At 46.0% G+C, this 19,926-nt stretch carries 19 protein-coding genes and 1 pseudogene; 7 read left to right on the top strand and 13 right to left on the bottom strand.

Going from position 1 to position 19,926, the window contains the following annotated elements:
• Positions 1 to 3 precede the first annotated feature (3 nt).
• The 5 genes and pseudogenes from JGK07_RS08465 to JGK07_RS08445 form a co-directional block, all read right to left on the bottom strand.
• Positions 4 to 756, bottom strand: a pseudogene (locus JGK07_RS08465) (Uma2 family endonuclease).
• A 167-nt stretch (positions 757 to 923) separates the two neighbouring features.
• Entirely contained in the window at positions 924 to 2,447 is a 1,524-nt protein-coding gene (locus tag JGK07_RS08460) for an MlaD family protein (protein ID WP_293196214.1), read from the bottom strand.
• Between the two features lie 76 nt (positions 2,448 to 2,523).
• Entirely contained in the window at positions 2,524 to 2,898 is a 375-nt protein-coding gene (locus tag JGK07_RS08455; protein WP_293196216.1) for a four helix bundle protein, read from the bottom strand.
• A gap of 97 nt (positions 2,899 to 2,995) precedes the next feature.
• Complete coding sequence (locus JGK07_RS08450; protein ID WP_293233185.1) at positions 2,996 to 3,121, bottom strand: hypothetical protein; 126 nt, start codon at positions 3,119 to 3,121, stop codon at positions 2,996 to 2,998.
• A gap of 39 nt (positions 3,122 to 3,160) precedes the next feature.
• A complete protein-coding gene (locus tag JGK07_RS08445; protein ID WP_293192047.1) occupies positions 3,161 to 3,943 on the bottom strand; it encodes an ABC transporter ATP-binding protein in 783 nt (260 codons plus the stop codon).
• A 168-nt stretch (positions 3,944 to 4,111) separates the two neighbouring features.
• On the opposite strand from JGK07_RS08445, the gene JGK07_RS08440 reads away from it, so the two are divergent.
• Together JGK07_RS08440 and tsaE are read left to right on the top strand one after the other, a co-directional pair.
• Positions 4,112 to 5,512: a gluconeogenesis factor YvcK family protein gene (locus JGK07_RS08440; protein ID WP_293192044.1), complete on the top strand. Its 1,401-nt coding sequence runs from the start codon at positions 4,112 to 4,114 to the stop codon at positions 5,510 to 5,512.
• A gap of 281 nt (positions 5,513 to 5,793) precedes the next feature.
• Positions 5,794 to 6,243 carry a tRNA (adenosine(37)-N6)-threonylcarbamoyltransferase complex ATPase subunit type 1 TsaE gene (gene tsaE / locus JGK07_RS08435; protein ID WP_293192042.1) on the top strand — a complete coding sequence of 150 codons (450 nt, stop codon included), beginning with the start codon at positions 5,794 to 5,796 and terminating at the stop codon, positions 6,241 to 6,243.
• 39 nt (positions 6,244 to 6,282) lie between these two features.
• Here tsaE and JGK07_RS08430 read toward each other — a convergent pair whose 3' ends face one another.
• The 3 genes from JGK07_RS08430 to JGK07_RS08420 all read right to left on the bottom strand — a co-directional run bounded on the left by JGK07_RS08430 (position 6,283) and on the right by JGK07_RS08420 (position 8,405).
• The gene (locus JGK07_RS08430; RefSeq protein WP_293192040.1) at positions 6,283 to 6,624 is read right to left on the bottom strand and encodes a DUF5615 family PIN-like protein; all 342 of its coding nucleotides are present in this window, start codon (positions 6,622 to 6,624) and stop codon (positions 6,283 to 6,285) included.
• Between the two features lie 3 nt (positions 6,625 to 6,627).
• Positions 6,628 to 6,951, bottom strand: coding sequence for a DUF433 domain-containing protein (locus JGK07_RS08425; protein WP_293182674.1), 324 nt, complete (start codon positions 6,949 to 6,951; stop codon positions 6,628 to 6,630).
• Positions 6,952 to 7,082: 131 nt separating this feature from the next.
• A complete protein-coding gene (locus tag JGK07_RS08420; protein WP_293182676.1) occupies positions 7,083 to 8,405 on the bottom strand; it encodes a dihydroorotase in 1,323 nt (440 codons plus the stop codon).
• Between the two features lie 245 nt (positions 8,406 to 8,650).
• Between JGK07_RS08420 and lepB the strand changes: the two genes are divergently transcribed.
• Positions 8,651 to 9,259 (top strand): signal peptidase I, encoded by a 609-nt coding sequence (lepB, locus tag JGK07_RS08415; RefSeq protein WP_293182678.1) that lies wholly within the window; start codon positions 8,651 to 8,653, stop codon positions 9,257 to 9,259.
• 348 nt (positions 9,260 to 9,607) lie between these two features.
• Here the strand turns inward: lepB and JGK07_RS08410 are convergent, their stop codons facing one another.
• Entirely contained in the window at positions 9,608 to 11,134 is a 1,527-nt protein-coding gene (locus tag JGK07_RS08410; RefSeq protein ID WP_293182680.1) for a peptide ligase PGM1-related protein, read from the bottom strand.
• Between the two features lie 353 nt (positions 11,135 to 11,487).
• Positions 11,488 to 13,308, bottom strand: coding sequence for a glycosyltransferase family 39 protein (locus tag JGK07_RS08405; protein ID WP_293241621.1), 1,821 nt, complete (start codon positions 13,306 to 13,308; stop codon positions 11,488 to 11,490).
• 350 nt (positions 13,309 to 13,658) lie between these two features.
• Between JGK07_RS08405 and recA the strand changes: the two genes are divergently transcribed.
• The 4 genes from recA to JGK07_RS08385 all read left to right on the top strand — a co-directional run bounded on the left by recA (position 13,659) and on the right by JGK07_RS08385 (position 16,266).
• A complete protein-coding gene (gene recA, locus JGK07_RS08400) occupies positions 13,659 to 14,798 on the top strand; it encodes a recombinase RecA (protein WP_293182686.1) in 1,140 nt (379 codons plus the stop codon).
• Between the two features lie 736 nt (positions 14,799 to 15,534).
• Entirely contained in the window at positions 15,535 to 15,744 is a 210-nt protein-coding gene (locus JGK07_RS08395) for a hypothetical protein (protein ID WP_293182688.1), read from the top strand.
• 96 nt (positions 15,745 to 15,840) lie between these two features.
• Positions 15,841 to 16,008, top strand: a complete 168-nt coding sequence (locus tag JGK07_RS08390; RefSeq protein WP_293182690.1) for a hypothetical protein — start codon at positions 15,841 to 15,843, stop codon at positions 16,006 to 16,008.
• 30 nt (positions 16,009 to 16,038) lie between these two features.
• Positions 16,039 to 16,266, top strand: a complete 228-nt coding sequence (locus JGK07_RS08385; protein ID WP_293148388.1) for a helix-turn-helix transcriptional regulator — start codon at positions 16,039 to 16,041, stop codon at positions 16,264 to 16,266.
• A 646-nt stretch (positions 16,267 to 16,912) separates the two neighbouring features.
• Here the strand turns inward: JGK07_RS08385 and JGK07_RS08380 are convergent.
• From JGK07_RS08380 to JGK07_RS08370, 3 genes are all read right to left on the bottom strand, one after another.
• Complete coding sequence (locus tag JGK07_RS08380) at positions 16,913 to 17,809, bottom strand: alpha/beta hydrolase (protein ID WP_293182692.1); 897 nt, start codon at positions 17,807 to 17,809, stop codon at positions 16,913 to 16,915.
• A gap of 336 nt (positions 17,810 to 18,145) precedes the next feature.
• Positions 18,146 to 19,624 (bottom strand): D-alanyl-D-alanine carboxypeptidase/D-alanyl-D-alanine-endopeptidase, encoded by a 1,479-nt coding sequence (dacB, locus tag JGK07_RS08375; protein ID WP_293225646.1) that lies wholly within the window; start codon positions 19,622 to 19,624, stop codon positions 18,146 to 18,148.
• The gene (locus JGK07_RS08370; RefSeq protein ID WP_293290819.1) at positions 19,621 to 19,890 is read right to left on the bottom strand and encodes a hypothetical protein; all 270 of its coding nucleotides are present in this window, start codon (positions 19,888 to 19,890) and stop codon (positions 19,621 to 19,623) included. Before JGK07_RS08370 ends, dacB begins: the two co-directional genes overlap by 4 nt.
• Between the last annotated feature and the right edge of the window lie 36 nt (positions 19,891 to 19,926).

Below are 19,926 nucleotides of genomic sequence, written 5' to 3'. Positions count from 1 at the left end.
CCTTCAAATGGCATCAGGATCTATACCCTGACTTATCAAGTATGCCATTAGGCGATCGGCACGCTGGCGTTCCTCATCGGCCCGCTGTTGTTCCTGTTCCACCCGTTCCGCACCCCACAGCAACAAATTGCCATTCTCATCCCACCAGCGCAACCAATAACCCGTTCTCTGAGATTTTTTTCCTGACCAAACCCCCAGAAATAAACCCATTGATTCTATCCAAAATCGACTATTAGCATCTGGTTCTTGCTTTGTGTACTGTCCTGAAACCAAAAGGTATACTTCTAATTCTCCCGATTTAGGATCGAAGATTGCATAAACTGGAACTTGCAAAATTTGCTCGTAAAACCGCCACTTGCCGTAAGGATATTTTGATATTGTCGAATATTCACTGCCCTTAGTATCCGATAAAAATTCCATCACTACTGCTGGAACTTATCCCTCAGCAGTGCGCGTATAACTGCGGCGGACTTCTCCTAGTTCTGCTGGTAATACCGAGGGAACGTAGACCCAATCTGGTGCTTTTACTACTGTTTTGTCATTGACTTTGGCGCACAGTCCAAAGTTGGAAGCTATTAGCATTGAAGCTATGATAAATCCTGCAAGTTCCAAGGCTTCTCGCAGGGCGGCTGCTAAAAGTGGTTGGTCGATGTTTTCAACTGGATCGTCCGGTAATTTAAAATCGTCTGGCAATTTTTCCCAAGTTATATTGTACTTGGTTTGCGTTGCGGGCGGTTTTGATAATGTTTGCGTCATTGCTTTTCCTTGTTTCGATTGAAAGAGTTTTTTTAATAAGATTTGCACAACTTTAATCTCGGGGTGCGCGCTGCCAACCTTACTAACTGAAACCTCTATAATGCGTACCTTCCTAACTGTAGGGCGCGCCACGCACCTTACCGACGGTTATTCAATGATACCAGATTTCAAGGAGTATTTTCGGGAGCAACTGGTTCTGCTGATTTTGCAGTTTGAGAAGGAATAACAGGCAATTTTTGCTGTTTGTTAAAACTGGGCAATCCCGGCTTAACAGATTGATTTACTGCCGTTGTACTCGCATTTACTTTCTCTGAAATAGGAGCTAATGTTTGAGCAACTTTAACTTGCTGCCGCAGTTGTTCTGTCGAGCCCAACAAGCCTCCCAATCCGTTAAATAACCTGCGAATGTTGTTGCGGAAAGCCGGGTCTCCCGTCAGTTCATCCACGTCGGAAGTGATTTTCTGCACGTTCTGAAATGTAGCTCGTGCAGAATCTAGGGTTTGTTGCAATAATAGCAAAGTTGCGGGATTGTTTAGCTGGCTGGATAAGTCTCGCAAAGTAGCAGAAGCTTGGGCTGCATTGGCTGAGAGGATTTCTAAATTGTTGAGCAATTGTCCTTGGTTGATTCGATTAATTGTTGGACTCAAACTGCTGACGGCTACCCGCAATTCTTGACTGCTTTGATTGATGTTATTCAGGGTTGAGACTAAACTGGCGCGGTTGGTTATTACTAATGAATTGACTTCGTTAGCTGTTAATGTGATTTTATTTGCTGCTTGAGTTACTGAATTGGCAGAATTTATTGCAGCGGCCGATACGGCTTTTGTGGAAGTGTCCGCTGTAACTGCTACTTTAGAAACATCTGCGGCGACTCCTGATATTTCCCCCTTGAGCGATTGATTCAAACTGCTCGCTTCTCCTTTTAAAGATTGATTCAAACTGTTTACTTCCTCCTTTAAAGATTGGGTCAAACTGTTGGCTTCCCCTTTTAAGGATTGATTTAAAGTTGCCAATTCGGTTTTTACTGACTCACTTAATTTACCAACATCTCCAGTTACAGATTTATTCAAAGTTTTGATTTCTGCTTTTGCTGTTTGAGTTAAACTTGATAAATCTTGAGTGAGTTTAGCTGCACCTTTAGCTGTACTGGCTGTATTCTCTGCAATTGATTTAATATTGTTGAACAGCGCGGGGTCGGTGTATAAATTAGATAGGCGGACTGTGGATCGAATCAGTTCGTCTAGACTGACTCCAGCTTGACCTTTTAAGCGGGAATTTTTGCAGATTATCTCAGGGGGACAGTCGGTACTAATGGGATTGGCGGTAAGTAACGATTCGGGCAAAATTGAGTTGGGGGTAATGTCGATCGACGATTCGCCAATTAAACCCGATTTATTTGCTTCAATCGCCACATCGCGCGGCATGACTAAAGTACCGGGGGCTATCTCCATTGTCACCTCTACGCCGTTGGCGCTGGCTTTGATGGCGGTAATTTTACCGACGGCGACGCCGCGATACCTGACGGGCGTGCCTATTTGCATTCCCTGGGCGCTGGCAAATTCTACGGCGAATTTGTAGCTGCGGTTCCCTAGCTGTACGCCCTGCAACCAGAGCACTAAGCCACCAAATAAACCGATTCCTACTAAAATCAAGAATCCGACAGAACCTTCTCTTACAGTTCGCGATCGCATATTGCCTCCTTTGGCAATTGGCAGTTGGCAGTTGGCAGTTGGCAGTTGATAGTTGATAGTTGATGGTTGGCAGTTGTTAATTTTTTTCTGATGTGTTGCCTATAGATTTTAGATAGGCGTTTAGTCGGGGTGACAGTTCGTCAATAATTGGCTTGAGTGTTTCTACTTGTGTAGTTGTTAGTAGTTGCCTAGTATAAGCCCGTCTCAACCAGTGCTTTGTTTCATATAAAGAACCTCTGGCAATCTTGATAAATCTCCGATGATCCTGATAGCTGCCTCGACCATCTCCTTCAGCAATATTAGCACCAATACTATCAGCAGCTCGAATAATTTGCTTGCCGACCGTATCTTTAGCTAGTGCGTCCCATTTTATAACAATATTCCAAATTTCATCAGCTAATTTTTCTGATAATTTATAAACATCTAATTTTTGAAAATTTGTTTGTGACATATCCCATCTCCCAATAATACAAACAATTAACCACTGCCAACCGCTTTCCTAACAACCGCCCACTGTCAACTAACAACTGCCCACTGTCAACTAACAACTAACAACTAACAACTAACAACTGCCCACTGTCAACTAACAACTGCCAACTGCCAACTGCCCACTGCCAACTGCCAACTGCCCACTGCCAACTGCCCACTGCCAACTGCCAACTGCCCACTGCCAACTGCCCACTGCCAACTGCCCACTGCCCACTGACAATTGACTATCCAATCACTTGAATTGGGCCGGTAACGCTGCCACTAAAAAATTGTTTAATTAACAAATTATCTGTCGATGCAATGTCGCTGACAGTTCCCTCCCACTGCACTTTGCCTTGATAGAGAAACACGATGCGATCGGCAGTCCGGCGAATGGTACTGTCTTGGTGAGTGACGATCGCATAAGTGCTACAAACTCCCTGAGCTCTCTGCAAATCCCGAATTAAATCTTCAATTACCGTCGAAGCGATCGGATCTAAACCCGCCGTCGGTTCGTCATACAGCAAAACCTCCGGATTGTCCCTGGCATTATCGGGATTTGCCATGATGGCGCGGGCAAAACTTACCCGCTTCCGCATTCCCCCAGACAACTGCGCTGGATAGCGTTCGCCAATTCCCCGCAAACCCACCATCTCTAACTTCTCCTCCACCAATTCCCGAATCCGGCGGCGCGGCAGCTTAGAATGCTGGTACAGTAAAAAACCGACATTCTCCTCTACCGTAAGCGAATCAAACAAAGCAGCTTGCTGAAACACCATCCCAATCCCGATCGGATCTGCCACGTCGTCCACCCATCCCATCCGTCGCTGTCCCTGAACGAAAACCTCGCCCGCATCCGGGGCCAACAAACCCGCAATTATCCGCAAAATCGTAGATTTCCCCGTCCCGGAAGGGCCAATAATTGCCAGGGCCTCTCCCCGATATATCCTCAGATCCACTCGATCGAGGATCGGGTTATCCCCGAAGGACTTACTTACCCCCTTGAGTTCGATTAGCGGCTCAGCCATAAGATGCGATCGATTATTATGTTGTCAGTCATCAGTCATCAGTCTAGCTAATGACTAATGACTAATGATTAATGACTAATGACTTAAATTGACTGCCAGAATCAAAACTCTCTTGTATTGTAAATTTGTCAGCTTGAGCTATTCCAATACCATTAAGACTAATTAACCATGTCAATTAGTTCATTTCCTAAAGCCCTGCGAGTCTTTGCCAAAGCTAAGCAGGTTTTTGTCCAATCCAGAAATCCTTACCCTTCTTCTTTGCGGAACGGGCGAGTTCACCAGTGGTTTAAGTGGTTGGCCCCCGGACTGTTGGTGAAACGGTGGCTGCTGATCAGTGCTAGCGGTGTGGTACTTGCCACTTTGGGTTTAGCGATTTGGACTGGGATGACTCCGATCTTTTTGCTGTTGCAATTGTTGAGAAATTTTTTGACTTGGATTGCGGAAGTTATTCCCAATTACGTGTCGGGCCCGATCGTGATTGCGGGCGGAATTTTGTTAATTCTGTGGGGCCAAACTCGCAGTTTGAACTCGATTACCCAAGTGCTGATGCCCGAAGGCAATGAGGAATTGGTCGATCGACTCCTCAACCACCGCCGCTTGCACCGCGGCCCGAAAATTGTCGCCATTGGAGGGGGTACAGGCCTTTCTCATTTGCTTAGGGGATTGAAAGATTACAGTGCCAAAATTACTGCGATCGTCACGGTCGCCGATGATGGCGGGTCTTCCGGGCGACTGCGACGGGAAATTGGAGTATTGCCGCCGGGAGATATTCGCAATTGTTTGGCCGCTTTGGCCGATGAGGAAAAGTTATTAACTGAGTTATTTCAATATCGCTTTCAAGCCGGTGACGGTTTGGTTGGTCACAGTTTTGGGAATTTGTTTTTGACTGCGATGAGCGATATTGCTGGAGATTTGGAACAGGCGATCGCCGCCAGTTCTAAAGTTTTAGCTGTGAGGGGGGAGGTGCTGCCGGCTACTCTGAGCGACGTTTCTTTGTGGGCAGAACTGTCTGATGGCCGAAGAATTGAGGGGGAGTCCAGCATCACCAAAGCTAACGGAAAAATCGTCAAAATTGGCTGCAATCCGGCTAATCCTCCGGCTTTGCCCAGGGCCGTCGAAGCGCTGCGGGAAGCGGATTTTATTATTATTGGGCCGGGGAGTCTTTATACGAGTGTGATTCCGAATTTGTTGGTGAAGGAAATTGCTGATGCGATCGCCAATAGTGAAGTTCCGCGCATTTATGTGTGCAATATTATGACTCAGCCGGGAGAAACAGACGGATACAGCGTTGCCGATCACATTCGGGCGATCGATCGGGCTTGCGGCCGCCCCCTATTCGATGCTGTAGTAGTTCAAGGAAAAGTCCCATCTGCAAAATCTTTGATCCGCTATTCTCAGGAGAATTCCTATCCGGTTGTGCTCGATAGAGAAGCCATAACGCAACTGGGGCGGCGAATTGTCATCGCCAATGTCATGGATGAAGATAAAAATACCGGTTTAATTCGCCACAATTCCCAAAGATTGGCGGGGATGTTGCTGCGTTGGTACGGGCGAGCCCAGAATATTTAAGCTGATTAAGGGGGAGATGGGGAGATGGGGAGATGGGGAGATGGGGAGATGGGGAGCATCTCATTTTTGCAAAAAGCATTTTTTTTACAGTGCTGTCCCCGCTCGCGTGCTTTGTATAGCACGCGAGCGGGGACAGCACTCTTAAAGCAAAACTGAGATACACCCCAACCGATAATGACTAATGACTGCTGTTCGCGAGCGGGGACGCTCGCACTTCTGACTAATGACAACTGACTAATGACTAATGACAACTGACAACTGACTACTGACTACTGACTGAAATGAAAACTTTGCTTGCAGATTTTGAGGCTACGCGCCAGTTTGGTATTGCGTTAGGTCGATCGCTCCCACCAGGCACTGTAATCTTGTTACAAGGAGACTTAGGCGCCGGCAAAACCACCTTGGTTCAAGGTATCGCCGAAGGTTTGGGAATCTCCGAATCTGTGGAAAGTCCTACTTTCACCCTGATTAACGAGTATTTTGCAGGGCGGATTCCGCTGTATCATCTAGACTTGTATCGACTCGAACCCGAAGAAGCGGAGGCTTTGCACTTAGAGAGTTATTGGGACGGATTAGAAAGGGATTTGGGGATTGTGGCGATCGAATGGGCCGAAAGATTGCAGTACAAACCCGAAAAATATTTGCAAATTTCTTTGAGTTATCTCGATAACGGGCGCCAAATTGAATTGATGGGGACTGGCGAGTTATTGGATTGGGAATGGGAAAATTGAGGAAGTGCGATTCACGCTCGGGATAGCCACAGCGCGTACTTACTGCGGCGGGCGGTTGACTCGAATCAATTTGCCCCTCAAAGTTTCTTCACCAGCAATAGCATCATTAATGCGTGTTGCCAATATTTCTACATTCCGATTTTTAGTGCAGACAATAATACCTGCATGGTCTGGCTTTCGGTTGTGCAGTCCGATAAAATCAAACCGATTTAATGTCAAAATAGCGCGATCGTTACTCACAGCAAATTCTAGCACTTCAGGATCGGGAATGCCCAGATTTGCTTTTCCTGCTTCCTGAACTGTAAGCACATTGTGACCAAAAGCCCGCAGCAATTCCACAACTGGCAAAGGAAATTGTTCGTCTGCATATAATAATGCCATAAGTTATGCTTCCTCATTTTTGCTGATTGCTTGTTCAATTTCCTCTATATGTGAATCAGCATAAGTCCAAACATTGACCAAATCAGCAGCACTTAGATGGGGATAAAATTGGAGAAGTTCGGAATCGCTTGAACCTTCATTGCGAAAACCAACAAGCAGCCACACTGGAATGCGAGTTTTGGCAATACAAGCATCGCCGCCGCACACTTCGGGAGTCTTGGTAATTCCCGGCCAGCTATTGCTTAAACTTTGGGTTAACAGCCGTATTGCTTCAGATTTCTCGGTCGGAGTTAAGGCAAGAAGTTGTGTTTCTAGTTCTTGGAGCATAGGTAATATCGCCTCGATCGTAAGGGAATATACTCTGATAATTTTAGCACAACTTTTGCTGTAATGTTTTAGGTATGTAGTTGCGCTTCAGCGCTGAAGCGCAACTACATACCTTTGTTTATATAAATTGACTACTCAACGTCAAATGTCAAGGCTTTACCCCTGACATTTGTATCTAATTTACCGTTCTCAAAAACAACTTTTCCTCCCACAACTGTCACCACGGGCCATCCAGTTAAATTCCAACCCTCAAAGGAACTCCAGCCGCACTTGCTCGCCATTTCTGCTCCGATCACCGGGCGGTAGTTGTCCAAATCAACTAAGACTAAATCGGCGTCAAAACCCGGAGCGATCGCCCCTTTGTTCGGAATCTTATAAGCCTTCGCAACAGCCGCAGACATCCAATTAGCAACTTGTGCAACTGTACACCTTCCCTCGACTGCTTGCGTCAACATCAAAGGCAAAGAAGTTTCAACTCCGGGCATTCCCGATGGGCTATTTGGATATTCTTGAGCTTTTTCTTCTAACGTGTGCGGCGCGTGATCGGTGGCGATAAAATCAATTACGCCATCGAGTAAAGCTTGCCAAAGTATTTCGTTATCGCGGGTGTCCCGCAACGGCGGATTCATCTGGGCTAAACTGCCAATCTTCTCATAGGCGCTGGTATTTAACAGTAAATGCTGCGGCGTTACTTCTGCTGTTACCCAACTCGGTTTTTCTTGTCGCAAAAACTCGGCTTCGTCGCCAGTTGAAAGATGCAGAATGTGCAGTCGGCGCTGATATTTTTTAGAAAGTTTTACGGCTAGCTGAGTTGCTAACAAGGCTGCTTGATTGTCTTGAATTTGCGAGTGTACAGCTAAATCGGTACTGCCGGCAAATTCCTGACGACGCTGATTAATTCTAGTTTGATCTTCGGCGTGTACTGCAATTAATCGATCGCCCTTTGCGAAAACTCGCTCTAAATTTTCCTCTCCATCCATCAACAACTGTCCGTGCATCGAACCCATAAACACCTTAATCCCCGGAGTCGGATTCGCATCCAACAAATCCGGTAAATTCTCCGGCGTCGCCCCAATAAAAAAGCCGTAATTGACCAAACACTTGTCAGCAGCGCGCCTTAGCTTGTCATCTAAGGCCGCTTGGGTTGTGGTTAGGGGGCGGGTATTCGGCATTTCCAAAAACGATGTCACGCCGCCCTTAGCGCACGCACAGCTAGCCGTAAACAAATCTTCCTTGTGTTCCAAACCCGGTTCGCGGAAGTGTACCTGCGGGTCAATTACTCCGGGTAAGAGAGTTAAGCCGATCGCATTTATTTCGCGATCGCCGGACATGGCAATCTCCGGAGCAACCCGAACAATTTTGCCATCGCTAATTTGCACGTCCCCTACCAAAAATTCGCCGTCAGGTAACAGAATGCGAGCGCGACGGATTAACAAACTTGATGTGGTCGGCATAAGCTATAATTAAATAGGTAATGTACGTAGAAGCCCAGACAAATTTTATCCTCAAAAGAGTTAGAAAAATACTAATAAATATAACTAGCTTTCAGGAAAATTGTAATTTTTACGATCGACCTCGGCGCACTTTACTCAACCAGATAGTACAAAAACTCACGTCTGGGGCGCAGATTTTGCAGATTTCCTCAAAAAACCCCGAAATAAGTTTATAATTTGTATCCAGCCCAGTGACTTAAATACTTATGACTCGTCTAGACAAGTCAGCCGACCCAAAACCCCCGCAAGATACCGAAAATCCTTGGATAGAAGGAATTAAGACGATCGGCTTAGCAGCATTCTTAGCCTTTGGTATCCGCACCCTGGTTGCTGAAGCTCGCTACATTCCCACCGGCTCGATGCTCCCAACCTTGCAAATTAACGATCGATTAATTATAGACAAGGTGAGCTATCGACTTCAAGACCCGCAGCGAGGAGATATTATCGTGTTTATGCCTCCCGATCCGGCGAGTTTGTGCACGGGACAGCCGCCGCCGATCAAAGATGCCTACATCAAGCGAGTGATCGGACTTCCGGGCGATACTGTGGAAGTCAAAGATGGAAAAGTTTATATCAACAAGCAGCCGCTACAGGAAAAATATATTGAAGAAATTCCGCAGTATCCCTACGGGCCTGTAGTTGTATCTCAAAATTCTTACTTGGTACTCGGGGACAACCGCAACGCAAGCTGTGACAGCCATTATTGGGGCTTTGTACCCAGACAAAATATCATCGGTAGGGCGATCGTCCGTTTTTGGCCTCTCAACCGCACAGGCTCGATCGACCCCACACCGATTTATCCCGCTAAAAAATAGCTACCATTCAAATCCTCGGCGGTTGGAAACCGCGTCTATACAAACGATTCAAATCCTCGGCGGTTGGAAACCGCGTCTATACAAACGATTCAAATCCTCGGCGGTTGGAAACCGCGTCTATACAAACAATGTCCGCCTCCGCGGACTAAGAAATATGGAATTTCAGAGCAATGTGCGATGGCTTACGCCCCGCTACGCTACGACTCTTCAACCCGCGGAGGCGGGTTTTGTTGGTATAGACGCGGTTTCAACCGCCGGGTTTGTGGGTTGATCGGTGATATCAATTCCCGTTGCATCAGTATTGTTCAAACCGTCAACTGTCAACTGTCAATTGTCAACTGTCAACTGTCAACTGAATGACGTTTCGCGATCGAGAACTTTCACAACCTTGTTATACATATCCTCAGCTTCTTGTGGCGAATTGCCAATACTCGTCAATCCCAATTTGCCAAACTCCGACAAACAACCCATTAAATGAAACACGCTCCCCGTCTCAGTACCAGTGTCAAAATGCAGTTGATTGTCAGCAATAATATCCATCAAATCATTCGGCAACAATCCCCGATACCGCTCCTTTTTCAAATTATCCGAAGCCACATAATATTTCGGACGGCCCTGCTGGCTGTAAAATAATCCCGTAGTTCGCTCGTACCGACCGTTTGTTAACAGCTTCAAAGCCATAAACGGATGAGTTGTACCTCCTTTACGCAAGTTAATTTCTATTGCTTGAATATCCCATTTCCCGTCCGATTGCTTGACAGCAACATAATCCACTCCAAATCGCTCCAAAGCACCTTTTGCTGCTAAATTTTTTCCCACTTTCCATCCCAATTCTTGCAACGCCAGCCGATAGGATTCATCCGCCGGAAATCGGCAACCCAAGAAAATTTGACCGTCTGGGCCGCCTAAAATCTGGTCGTGGGTTGACAGAATTTCAACTTCGCCACTGGGGACAATTCGACCTTGAACGCTGGGCGATCGCTTTTCTTCTCCTTCGATAAATGCTTCCGCAATTGCCCCTAATTCGGGAATGCGGCTGCTGAAATTTTTCCAGGTTTCGCCTGTTGATTGAAAGCGCAAATTGTGGAAGCAATCGCCAATTGCTTTAACTCTTTCTTGAGGTGCTTTACCTGCGATCGGCTTCAAATCTAAAATTGCATTTCCTTCCCCCGAAAAACCTTCATTTAACTTAATTACCATCCGCTGCAAATCCGGCTGTCTTTCCCACAACGCAGCCGCAGCTTGGGCCAAATCTTCTGCATTCCAAACCAACTCGGAACCGTCAGGATAAGGTACGCCAGCTTCTTGAAAAATTTGCCTGCTGCCGCTTTTTGTTCCCCAATAAAGCAAATCCGGATCGCTAGCCCACAAAGGAATTCCCAATTTAACAGATAACTCGCGCTCTAAGGGCGTCGAGTTGTAACAAACCATATAAGATTTTGTCGGGCGTACTGCTTGGCGAATTCGCTCCATCAAGCGAGGACGTTCTAAAATTTTCTGGGTGAGGGATTTCGCCGATGCATCGTAAGCCGAGAACAGCAAAAGGCGATCGCGCGCGTGAGAAAATGGAATACCTGGGAGCAATTGCAGGTAATAATCTATAATCATGGGGTGCAGCGGCTCCGAGGTGATGTAAATTAAGCGCGTGCGAGGATTTCGCAGGCGAATCAATGAAAATAAATGCCGCTCTTCGTAGTGGTAAGCACCCTCAACTTTCAGAATTTCTTGCTGATCTAAGCTGAGAGAAGGAATGACGATAATATCACAATCTCCGCTGTCAAATTCTTCTATCTCTCGCCAACGTTCGCGTAATTCTGTCTGAAGATTGCGAAATTTTTGCGAGTATTCGGAAGATGAATTGTTTGACTCTTGCATGGCGTTTTCTCCTAATTATTCAAATAATTATTGCTAATGATGTAGGGTGCGTCAGCCCAAATAGTTGAGACAACTCAACTGGCACTCTTATAGGGGTTAATTTTTAGCTACGTTGTTGCGCTTGGGCGCTTACATATATAAAGAGCGCTGAAGCGCAACTACGTACCTTTGAGCGCTGAAGCGCAACTACGTACCTTTGAGCGCTGAAGCGCAACTACGTACCAAGATGGCGCTGAAGCGCAACTACGTACCTTTATTTAAATTGACAAAATTCTCAAATAGTGACTTAAGGTGCGTCAGTTCAAATATTTGAGGCAAATCAAACAGTTTTTTTCAGCGCACCCTACCGGGAACTAAGAAGTTCGCCGCACTCGAAAAAGTTTGGCGTATGCCAATATCGGCTCTAGGCGGCGTTGATTTTGCTTGAGTGCCGATCGCAATTTTTCCGAAGGGCGGAACACCAGAGGAGCCGAATATTTGTTCAGCATCTCGATATCGGGCGACTGACTCAACAGCATAAGTCGTACATCTTTGTCGAGCAAATAACTTAGGGAGAGCAAATCTCCCATGTTAGTAAAGTCATTACCGCGATCGCTAATTACAATTGTATCTTTAATCGAGCGATTAGCCATCGCCTCTTTGTTAATATTTCTCGCAACTTCAGCATTAAAATAGCTCAAGTCTTTGCTCCACCAAGTATCAGCAACACCGCTGACTGTACAGGATGCTATGCTTGCTGTAAATACCCCGGCTAAAACGACTTGCCAAAACCGCTGCTGAGTTTTCACATTATTGGCCAGCAAGCAAGCAACTGCTAGCTGCACCCCCGGAAAGCAGGAAATCAGATACCGACTGACGGCGGAGCGTTTGCCACCTAGGATTATATCCGGTAAAACTAGCATCAAAAACGGGACGAAAATTGATGTTATAATAAACAGCAAAGTTGAAATATTTGTGCGGCGGCAGATGTTGTAAACGGCTGCTGCAATTAACAGCAAAAATGGCAATCTTAGCAGATAAGTCCAGATATTGTCAAAGCCGAAGTCGAAGTCAAAAAATAAGGCTGTAAAGCTGAGCGTCCACAATTTTGCCAGGTACAGCCAACCAGGAGATATTCGCGTCCAATCTGTCGTTGCTGAGGCTCGTTCCAGGTTGGTCGCCAGCACGTAAATCCACGGCAGATACAAGATTAAAGCTGCTGTTACTGCTAAGAAAAATTGCGAATTAGTTAAGTGACCTCGCAATTTTCTTTTTTTGACAAACAGCCAGCAAGCAATTATAAAAACTCCATGTCCGACAAGTGTTAACGTGAAGAAAGGGTGAGTGTAGCAACCGATCGCGATCGCGATCGAGTAATACGCCCAATTTTGCCACCCCCGCAACCGCAATGCTCTCAGCAGCAGCCAACTGCTGCCAATCACCGTTGCAGTCAGCAAACTGTACTGCCTTGCTGTCTGAGCAAACAAGATATCAAAGGGAGATAAAGCCAAAAGTGTTGTTGCTACTAAGGCTGCCAAATTTGAAGCGAAAAGTTCCTGGGCTAAAGCGTACATCAAAGGCAGCGACAGCAAACTCAATATTGCTGGCAAACTGCGGGATGCTGCAAGAGAACTGCCAAATTGCTGCATCCACAAACGAGCCATCAAAAAGTACAAAGGCGGATGCTGCGGGTCTTCTAGTGCTAAGGAACGTATTGTGTCTGCTGCTGTACTTCCCGGTTTTATCCGCTGATATTTCTGCAATTCTGGTGCGGGAATAATGCGGTTTTGAAATAGTTCGTCGTCGATTTCTTGCCTGGTGAAACCAGCGGCGCGGATTGATGTGTAAGCTTCGTCGTGCCAGTAAAGTTTGCGATCGATCTCGAAGAACCGAAATCCGATACCTAGTAAAATGCCGATCGCCAATAACCAGATCAGCAACCGCGAATTTTGAGGATTTTTGGGATTAACAGATGTGTCTTGATGTGTTGTAGATGCCATGCTTGTCCTAATTGTAGCGATCGTCCCAGATGCGTACCGATCGACTCCGGGGACGATCGCACCACTACGCTCAGAAACCGGGTTTTTTACCGGGTTCGCCTGCTGCAACCTGTGTATTGCTGTGGAAAAACCCGGTTTCTCTCCACCCCCGTTTGGGCCCTGTAAAAGATCGATCGATACCTGTACAGATCCCAACCGACCATTATTCTACCTTCTGCCGAAAGCCTTCTACCTTCCAAGCAAGAGCCACCTTCAACAGTTGACAGTTGATAGTTGACAGTTGACAGTTGACCGAAGGAGAGCGACCTCTACCCTTAAATCCGAGGATTGGAGTAATGAATAGTCTGATTTTAATTTCTCTCTCGAAGGCGGGCGGGCTTTCAACCAATTCTTTCTGGTGAGGGCGCGATCGGGCCCAACCACCGCAAAATCAAGAATTCTAAACCAAATCCCCCCAGAACCTCCAGACCCCAAAAATAACTGCTAACATACGTGTTGTACAGTTAATCAACAAGCTCCGCAAGGGGTCTACCCGCGTACCGAAAATGGCAAAAAAAGAAGCTTCTACAAAAACTACTGAAAACACAGAAAAGCAAAAAGCCCTAACTTCCGTACTGTCCCAAATCGAGCGCAGCTTTGGCAAAGGAGCGATCGTCCGATTGGGAGACTCCACTCGCATGAGGGTAGAAACCATCCCCACCGGAGCTCTGACACTGGACATTGCTTTGGGCGGCGGTTTGCCAAAAGGCCGAGTAATTGAAATTTACGGCCCGGAAAGTTCCGGTAAAACTACTCTAGCGCTCCACGCGATCGCCGAAGTCCAAAAAACCGGCGGCATCGCAGCCTTCGTAGATGCCGAGCACGCCCTCGATCCCACCTACGCCTCAGCATTAGGCGTCGATATTGAAAATCTCTTAGTTTCCCAGCCGGATACCGGCGAAATGGCCCTAGAAATTGTCGATCAACTCGTGCGATCCGTCGCCGTCGATATCGTAGTCATTGACTCCGTAGCCGCCCTCGTCCCCCGCGCCGAAATCGAAGGCGACATGGGCGACTCCCACATGGGTTTGCAAGCCCGCTTGATGAGTCAAGCACTGCGGAAAATCACCGGCAACATCGGTAAATCCGGCTGTACCGTGATTTTCCTCAACCAATTGCGGCAGAAAATCGGCATAACTTACGGCAACCCCGAAACCACAACCGGCGGTAACGCCCTCAAATTTTACGCCAGCGTGCGGCTCGACATTCGCCGCATTCAAAGCTTGAAAAAAGGTACCGAAGAATACGGCAACCGCACAAAAGTTAAAGTTGCTAAAAATAAAGTTGCTCCGCCTTTCCGCATTGCCGAATTTGACATTGTATTTGGTAAAGGCATTTCTACCTTAGGCTGTCTGACTGACTTGGCAGACGAGATGGGAGTAATCCTGAAAAAAGGTTCTTGGTATAGTTACAACGGCGAGAACATCGCTCAAGGACGAGACAAAGTGATTCAACACATGGAGAAAAATATCGATTTCAAAAATGAGATCGAGCGGCTAGTACGGGAAAAACTTGATACTGGGGCAGTGGTTTCTGCTAATTCTGTCGCTCCTGTGGATGTCGATGCTGATGATGTCGATGCTGATGATGATGAGGTTGTTGATAATGATGACATTCAAGATGTAGGAGACATGGAAGAAATTTAAATTTTGTCGCGATCGGTCATTAGTTCTGTCCGCGAAGAGCGTATTGTATAATACGCTCTTCGCGGACACCACTAAAATCAAAAATGCTTGTTACAAAAATGAGATGCTCTCAAATTAAATGGGTGCATCTCATTTTTGCATCAATACTAGCTCGCTTCGAGTGCGTAGGCGCAAGCCGGGACGTAGCCATCGCCCGGGGAAATTTCTGTCACCGAGAGCTATTGAGGTGGGTCGCTACTCGAAAAGTCGATTTTAATTCAGTTTAATGGCGACACACCCTACGAATAATATTGCTACAGGGCAAGCTGTCAAATGTTTACTTCACCCTGCTTCTGGTCTCTTCACCTTGATTCACTTGGTAGCACTCGCATCACTGCGTTTACACGCTTCAGCTTCTGACTCATTGCAGGTGCAAATACTTAGGAGCAGAATAGATTCATATACGTAAGTAAAGGAGTTCCAATCACCGCTAAATACTGTGGAGTTTACGGTTACTTCCCTCTGGGTCAAGCTGCGGTAACTAACACTAGCCAGATTTTGACAACTGACAGATTTCACCTCTGAGGCTGTTTGTAAAGAAATGTAAAAGCTCCTGAAAGTTAATTGCTGTTACAGAATGTAGGATTTCTGAGCTGAACTGTAAAAAAAAGTTGTCTTGATTCATCGCAAAAATGAACTGGACAAACATGAATTTCATTTTTCAGGAACTTAAATTCTTATCCCAGGAGAATCAATCATGACTGACGGTCAATTAGGAGTTATATTAAAGATGGCTCAAACAATTAATCCTCAAATTGAGAGCGATCGACATTTTGAAATAGACTTGGAAAAATTGCGTCAACTGCCAGCAGGAACATTAGGGTGCGAAGTGGCGCGATTTCTAGACGAACAAGGGTTTGAGCCGATCGCATCTGGAGACTGGATTCAACGAAACCACGACGTTTAACCGGTTCTCACTGGTCTTTCACCTTCTGCCGAAGATGAATTTGTACTTCAAGCGTTTACTCGCGCTCAAGTATTTCGCCCTTCCTGTGCGATTTTAGTGTTAGTTGGATTGCTAAGTGGCAAATGCCCGATCGGACAAATTATCAAAGGTTTAAAACATGGAAAATTAGCCGAGCGGCTAATTGACTGGGACGTTGCATCTGATTGGGAAACTCCCTTATCTGAAGTCCGAGAGAAACTGGGGATTCTACCATTAATTGATTAATTTTTTAACTCGTCACTGCACTGCAAAACTATGCAAAGCACAATTTACAAACCGGTAATCAGCCTGAGCCCGCGAGAAAGAGCGATCGCCCAATTAGTAGCGCAAGGTCTGCCCAACAAATGTATTGCCAAAAATTTAAATATCAGTCACTGGACGGTTGCTACTTACGTGAGGCGGATTTTTATCAAACTCGGTGTTTGTTCTAGAACTGCGATGATTGCACTGTTGATGCAAGAAAATATGCTCTGGGACTCATGAGTCGATTTAAGATTTTAGATTTTACGTTGACTCACCTTGATGAATCAGGGAACTTGAACTATGGTCTAAAATTTGGGAATCGATTTTGACCCTCGTGTCGGGCATTTATACCTGTTTTTGAGGCGGAATAAGTTAGATATAGCGGTTCTTAGAAAGATGCGGTACGTAGTTGGGCTTCAGCCCTCTTAGTTTAATGGTTATAGAAGCTGTCAACAGTCAGTTGACAGTTGACAGTTGACAGTTGACAGTTTGAGAGCGACCTTTACCCTTAAGTCCGAGGATTGGAGTAATGAATAGTCTGATTTTAATTTCTCCCTCAAAGACTTGGGGCTTTCAACCAATTCTTTCTGGTCAATCATACCTCATCTCTTTGAGAAAGGCTATAGTAGGGTGCGTCAGCCTGATTTAATTCTCTGGTAACTCAGAAATTCTCTACTGACAAGCGAATTTCTTGATGGTACCCGCCCAAATCGAAAATCGAAAATCCTCTCTTCCCCCGAATTTATCCGTGGGGTCGCCTCTAAAATCTAAAATCTAAAATCTAAAATCTAAAATCGATTGACGCACCCTACAGACATACTCGGAGAAAAATAAAAACCCAGTTTCCGTGTGAAACCGGGTTTTTATTTGCAATATTTAAAACCTTTTATGCCAAAGCCAAAGAACGAGAAGAATTTCTCAAAAAATTCAGCAATTCTCGATTCACCGTTTGCGGCGCTTCCTGCTGAATCCAGTGACCACAATTAGGGATTAATTTTAACTTAAACGGAGCGCTAATTAACCGATCCAAACCTTCTACAAGTGTGTGGCTCAAAAACGCATCTTCTTCTCCCCAAAGCACCAAAGTAGGCACTGTCACAGGATCTAACTTCTGCCCCCAATGCCAAAGACGCTGCGGGTGAAACATCTGCTGGTAATAATTCATCGCCGCCGCTAACACTCCTGGCTTTTCTAAAGCGGTTTGATAAATCTGAGTTTCCTCAGCGCTAAAAGCTCCTTTGCGAACAGCTTGTCCTTGCAAGATATTTTGCACAAAATCTTTCAAATTTTGCCGGATCAACCATTCGGGGATACCGGGAACTTGAAATGCCAAAATGTGCCAACTGCGGCGGAGTTGGTCTAAATTGCTTGCCATTTCCTGCACGAATCGCTGCGGGTGCGGAGCGTTTAAAATTGCCAAGCGGTTGAGTTTTTCGGGGAATTTTTGAGCTAAATGCCACGCGATCGCACCACCGCAATCGTGACCGACAATGTGCGCTTTTGTATAGCCCAGCCGATCGATCAAACCGCGAATATCAGCACTCAGCGTATCCAAATCATAACCGCTTTCCGGCTTGTCCGAATCGTTGTAGCCCCGCAAATCCGGCACCACAACCTTGAAATGACGCGCTAAGGCAGGAATTTGATGGCGCCAAGAGTACCAAAACTCAGGAAACCCGTGCAGGAGGATCACGAGCTCGCCTTCTCCTTGGGAAACGCAGTGCAAGCGGATGTTGTTGGTTTCGACAAAGATGTGTTGCTGTTCGGAATCTAAAGACTTCATAGTTGGAAAGTTAGACTTATTTTCGGGCTGTACAGAACTCGCCGACTGATAGCAGGTTCAAACAGCCCAATGGTTTTAATTCTTCTGTTTTTATTCTAGCTGCTTTTCGATCCCCGCCGCTGCAATCTCATTAAACTTAAAACTTGTAGAGTTTTTCGCCGAATAGCAAGGGTTTGAAGCCCTTACTCAGGTCGGCAGATTGTGATAAGAACGGAGTTTAAATCTATGTTCTTATCACTTCGCACTCAACTGTCAACTGTCAACTGTCAACTGTTTAACGTCTTGTTTTTTAGGTGTAACTACTTAGATAAACTTTCTCACCTTAAATCTGTGGTTTTAACAGCGGCGCAGGCGGTTTAATAATAGCACAATTTCGTCCGTTGCCGATCGCATTTTTGAAGCAGACAGATCGGATTGATTGATGATAATACTAAACACCAGCGGCTCGTAATTGGGAACTTCGATATATCCCGACAGCGCCGAAACTCCGCTCAAAGTTCCAGTTTTTGCTTGCAAAATTACGCGGTTTGGTGTAGAGTTTATGCGATTTTTCAAAGTACCGCTATCGCCAGCCACGGGCAGTGATGCGCGGTAGATAGATCCAGTAGGTGAATTCGCCATCAATCTCAAAGTTTGCACCAAGGCTTCTGGACTAATTAAATTGTGGCGGGAAAGTCCGGAACCGTCGGCTAATATGTAGCTGTTTGGATTTACACCTAATTGAGTTAAAGCTATTTTTAACTCCTTCAAACCAATTTCACCTGTATCCTCTTGTGGCACAGGCATCTTGCCTGTGACTGCTTGTGAAACAGGCATGGAGCCTGTAATTTTCCCCAACAATCTCAATAAAACTTCTGCATAAAGATTGTTACTTTCCCGATTAGTTTCTTTCACCAATTCGGCCAGCGGTGGCGATTCAACAAACGCTAATTCCTGATTTAAATTGCGAGGAACAGGGGCAACCAAAGCTTGTTTGACAGGGATTCCCTCAGCTACTAAAACTTGCTGAAAATGCTGTAAAAAATTATTAGCGGGATTGACAACTGCGACATAAGCTGATTCAGATTCCGCACCAACTTTCAACTGCCCGCCAACTCGAATGACAGGCCGATCGAACTCCCTGCCAACTTCAATAAACTCCGATTCGGTGGTGGGGACTGTGACTGAATTGTTCAGAATTTGCCACTGATTTGCTAACTTAGGTTCGGCAAAAGTGACTTTCAGAGGTTGCCCGATCGCCTGTGGGGACAAAACAAGCTCGATCGCGTTTTGATTGAAAATTAAACTGTTAACCGGCGCGCCATAGCCAGCTTGGGCGTCTTCCCATTCCCAATTCGGATTGACTGCACTGCCTTGAAAATAGCTGTCATCGCCAATCAACTCATTTATGCGATCGACTCCACGACGTTTCAACTGCTGTGCCAAGTCCTTCAACTGAGCCTCTGCAAGGCTCGGATCGCCCCTACCGGCAACATACAAACTCCCATTTGCGCCGCTGTAAACCGATGTCTTAATCCGAAAATCGGCACCGAGTTTCTGCAAAGCAGCCGCTGTGGTTAGCAGCTTGACATTGGATGCTGGAATAAAATATTTGGTGGCGTCACGGCTGTAGAGAGTCGCCGCAGATGATAGCGGTTGAATCAAAATGCCCCAGCGCGATCGGCTAAATTCAGCACGATTGGCGATCGCATCTACCTTCGCCCCCAATTCCCCAGGACAAATATCCCCAGCCACCGCAGACGTTTGAGCGACTACCGCCGACGTGCGCCCCAAAATTAGGACTAACAAACTAACCGCAATTCCTTTAATTCTCAAAGCATCACTTCCATCACAATAGACTTCTTAGAAAAGTCCTTTAAATCAAATTTTCGGACGGGCAAGAAGCCCGTCCCACCAAAAAAATCTTTTCTTGTGGAACGGGCATCTTGCCCGTTCCAGGTATTTTTGCAAGAGGTGCGATCGCCATTCAAAATACTTTTTATCAAAATCGTATTGCGAAGCATGACCGCATATAAGTTATTAGTTATCATCTCATATTGACTGCGGTCATGCTTCGCCCCTACGGATATATTCGCTTGCATTGAGATGCACCCGAAAAATATCTGCGTTCATCTGCG

This window comes from Microcoleus sp. PH2017_24_DOB_U_A (genome assembly GCF_020738205.1).
Classification (GTDB): Bacteria; Cyanobacteriota; Cyanobacteriia; order Cyanobacteriales; family Microcoleaceae; genus Microcoleus.
This window is presented reverse-complemented; position numbering and strand designations above follow the sequence as displayed.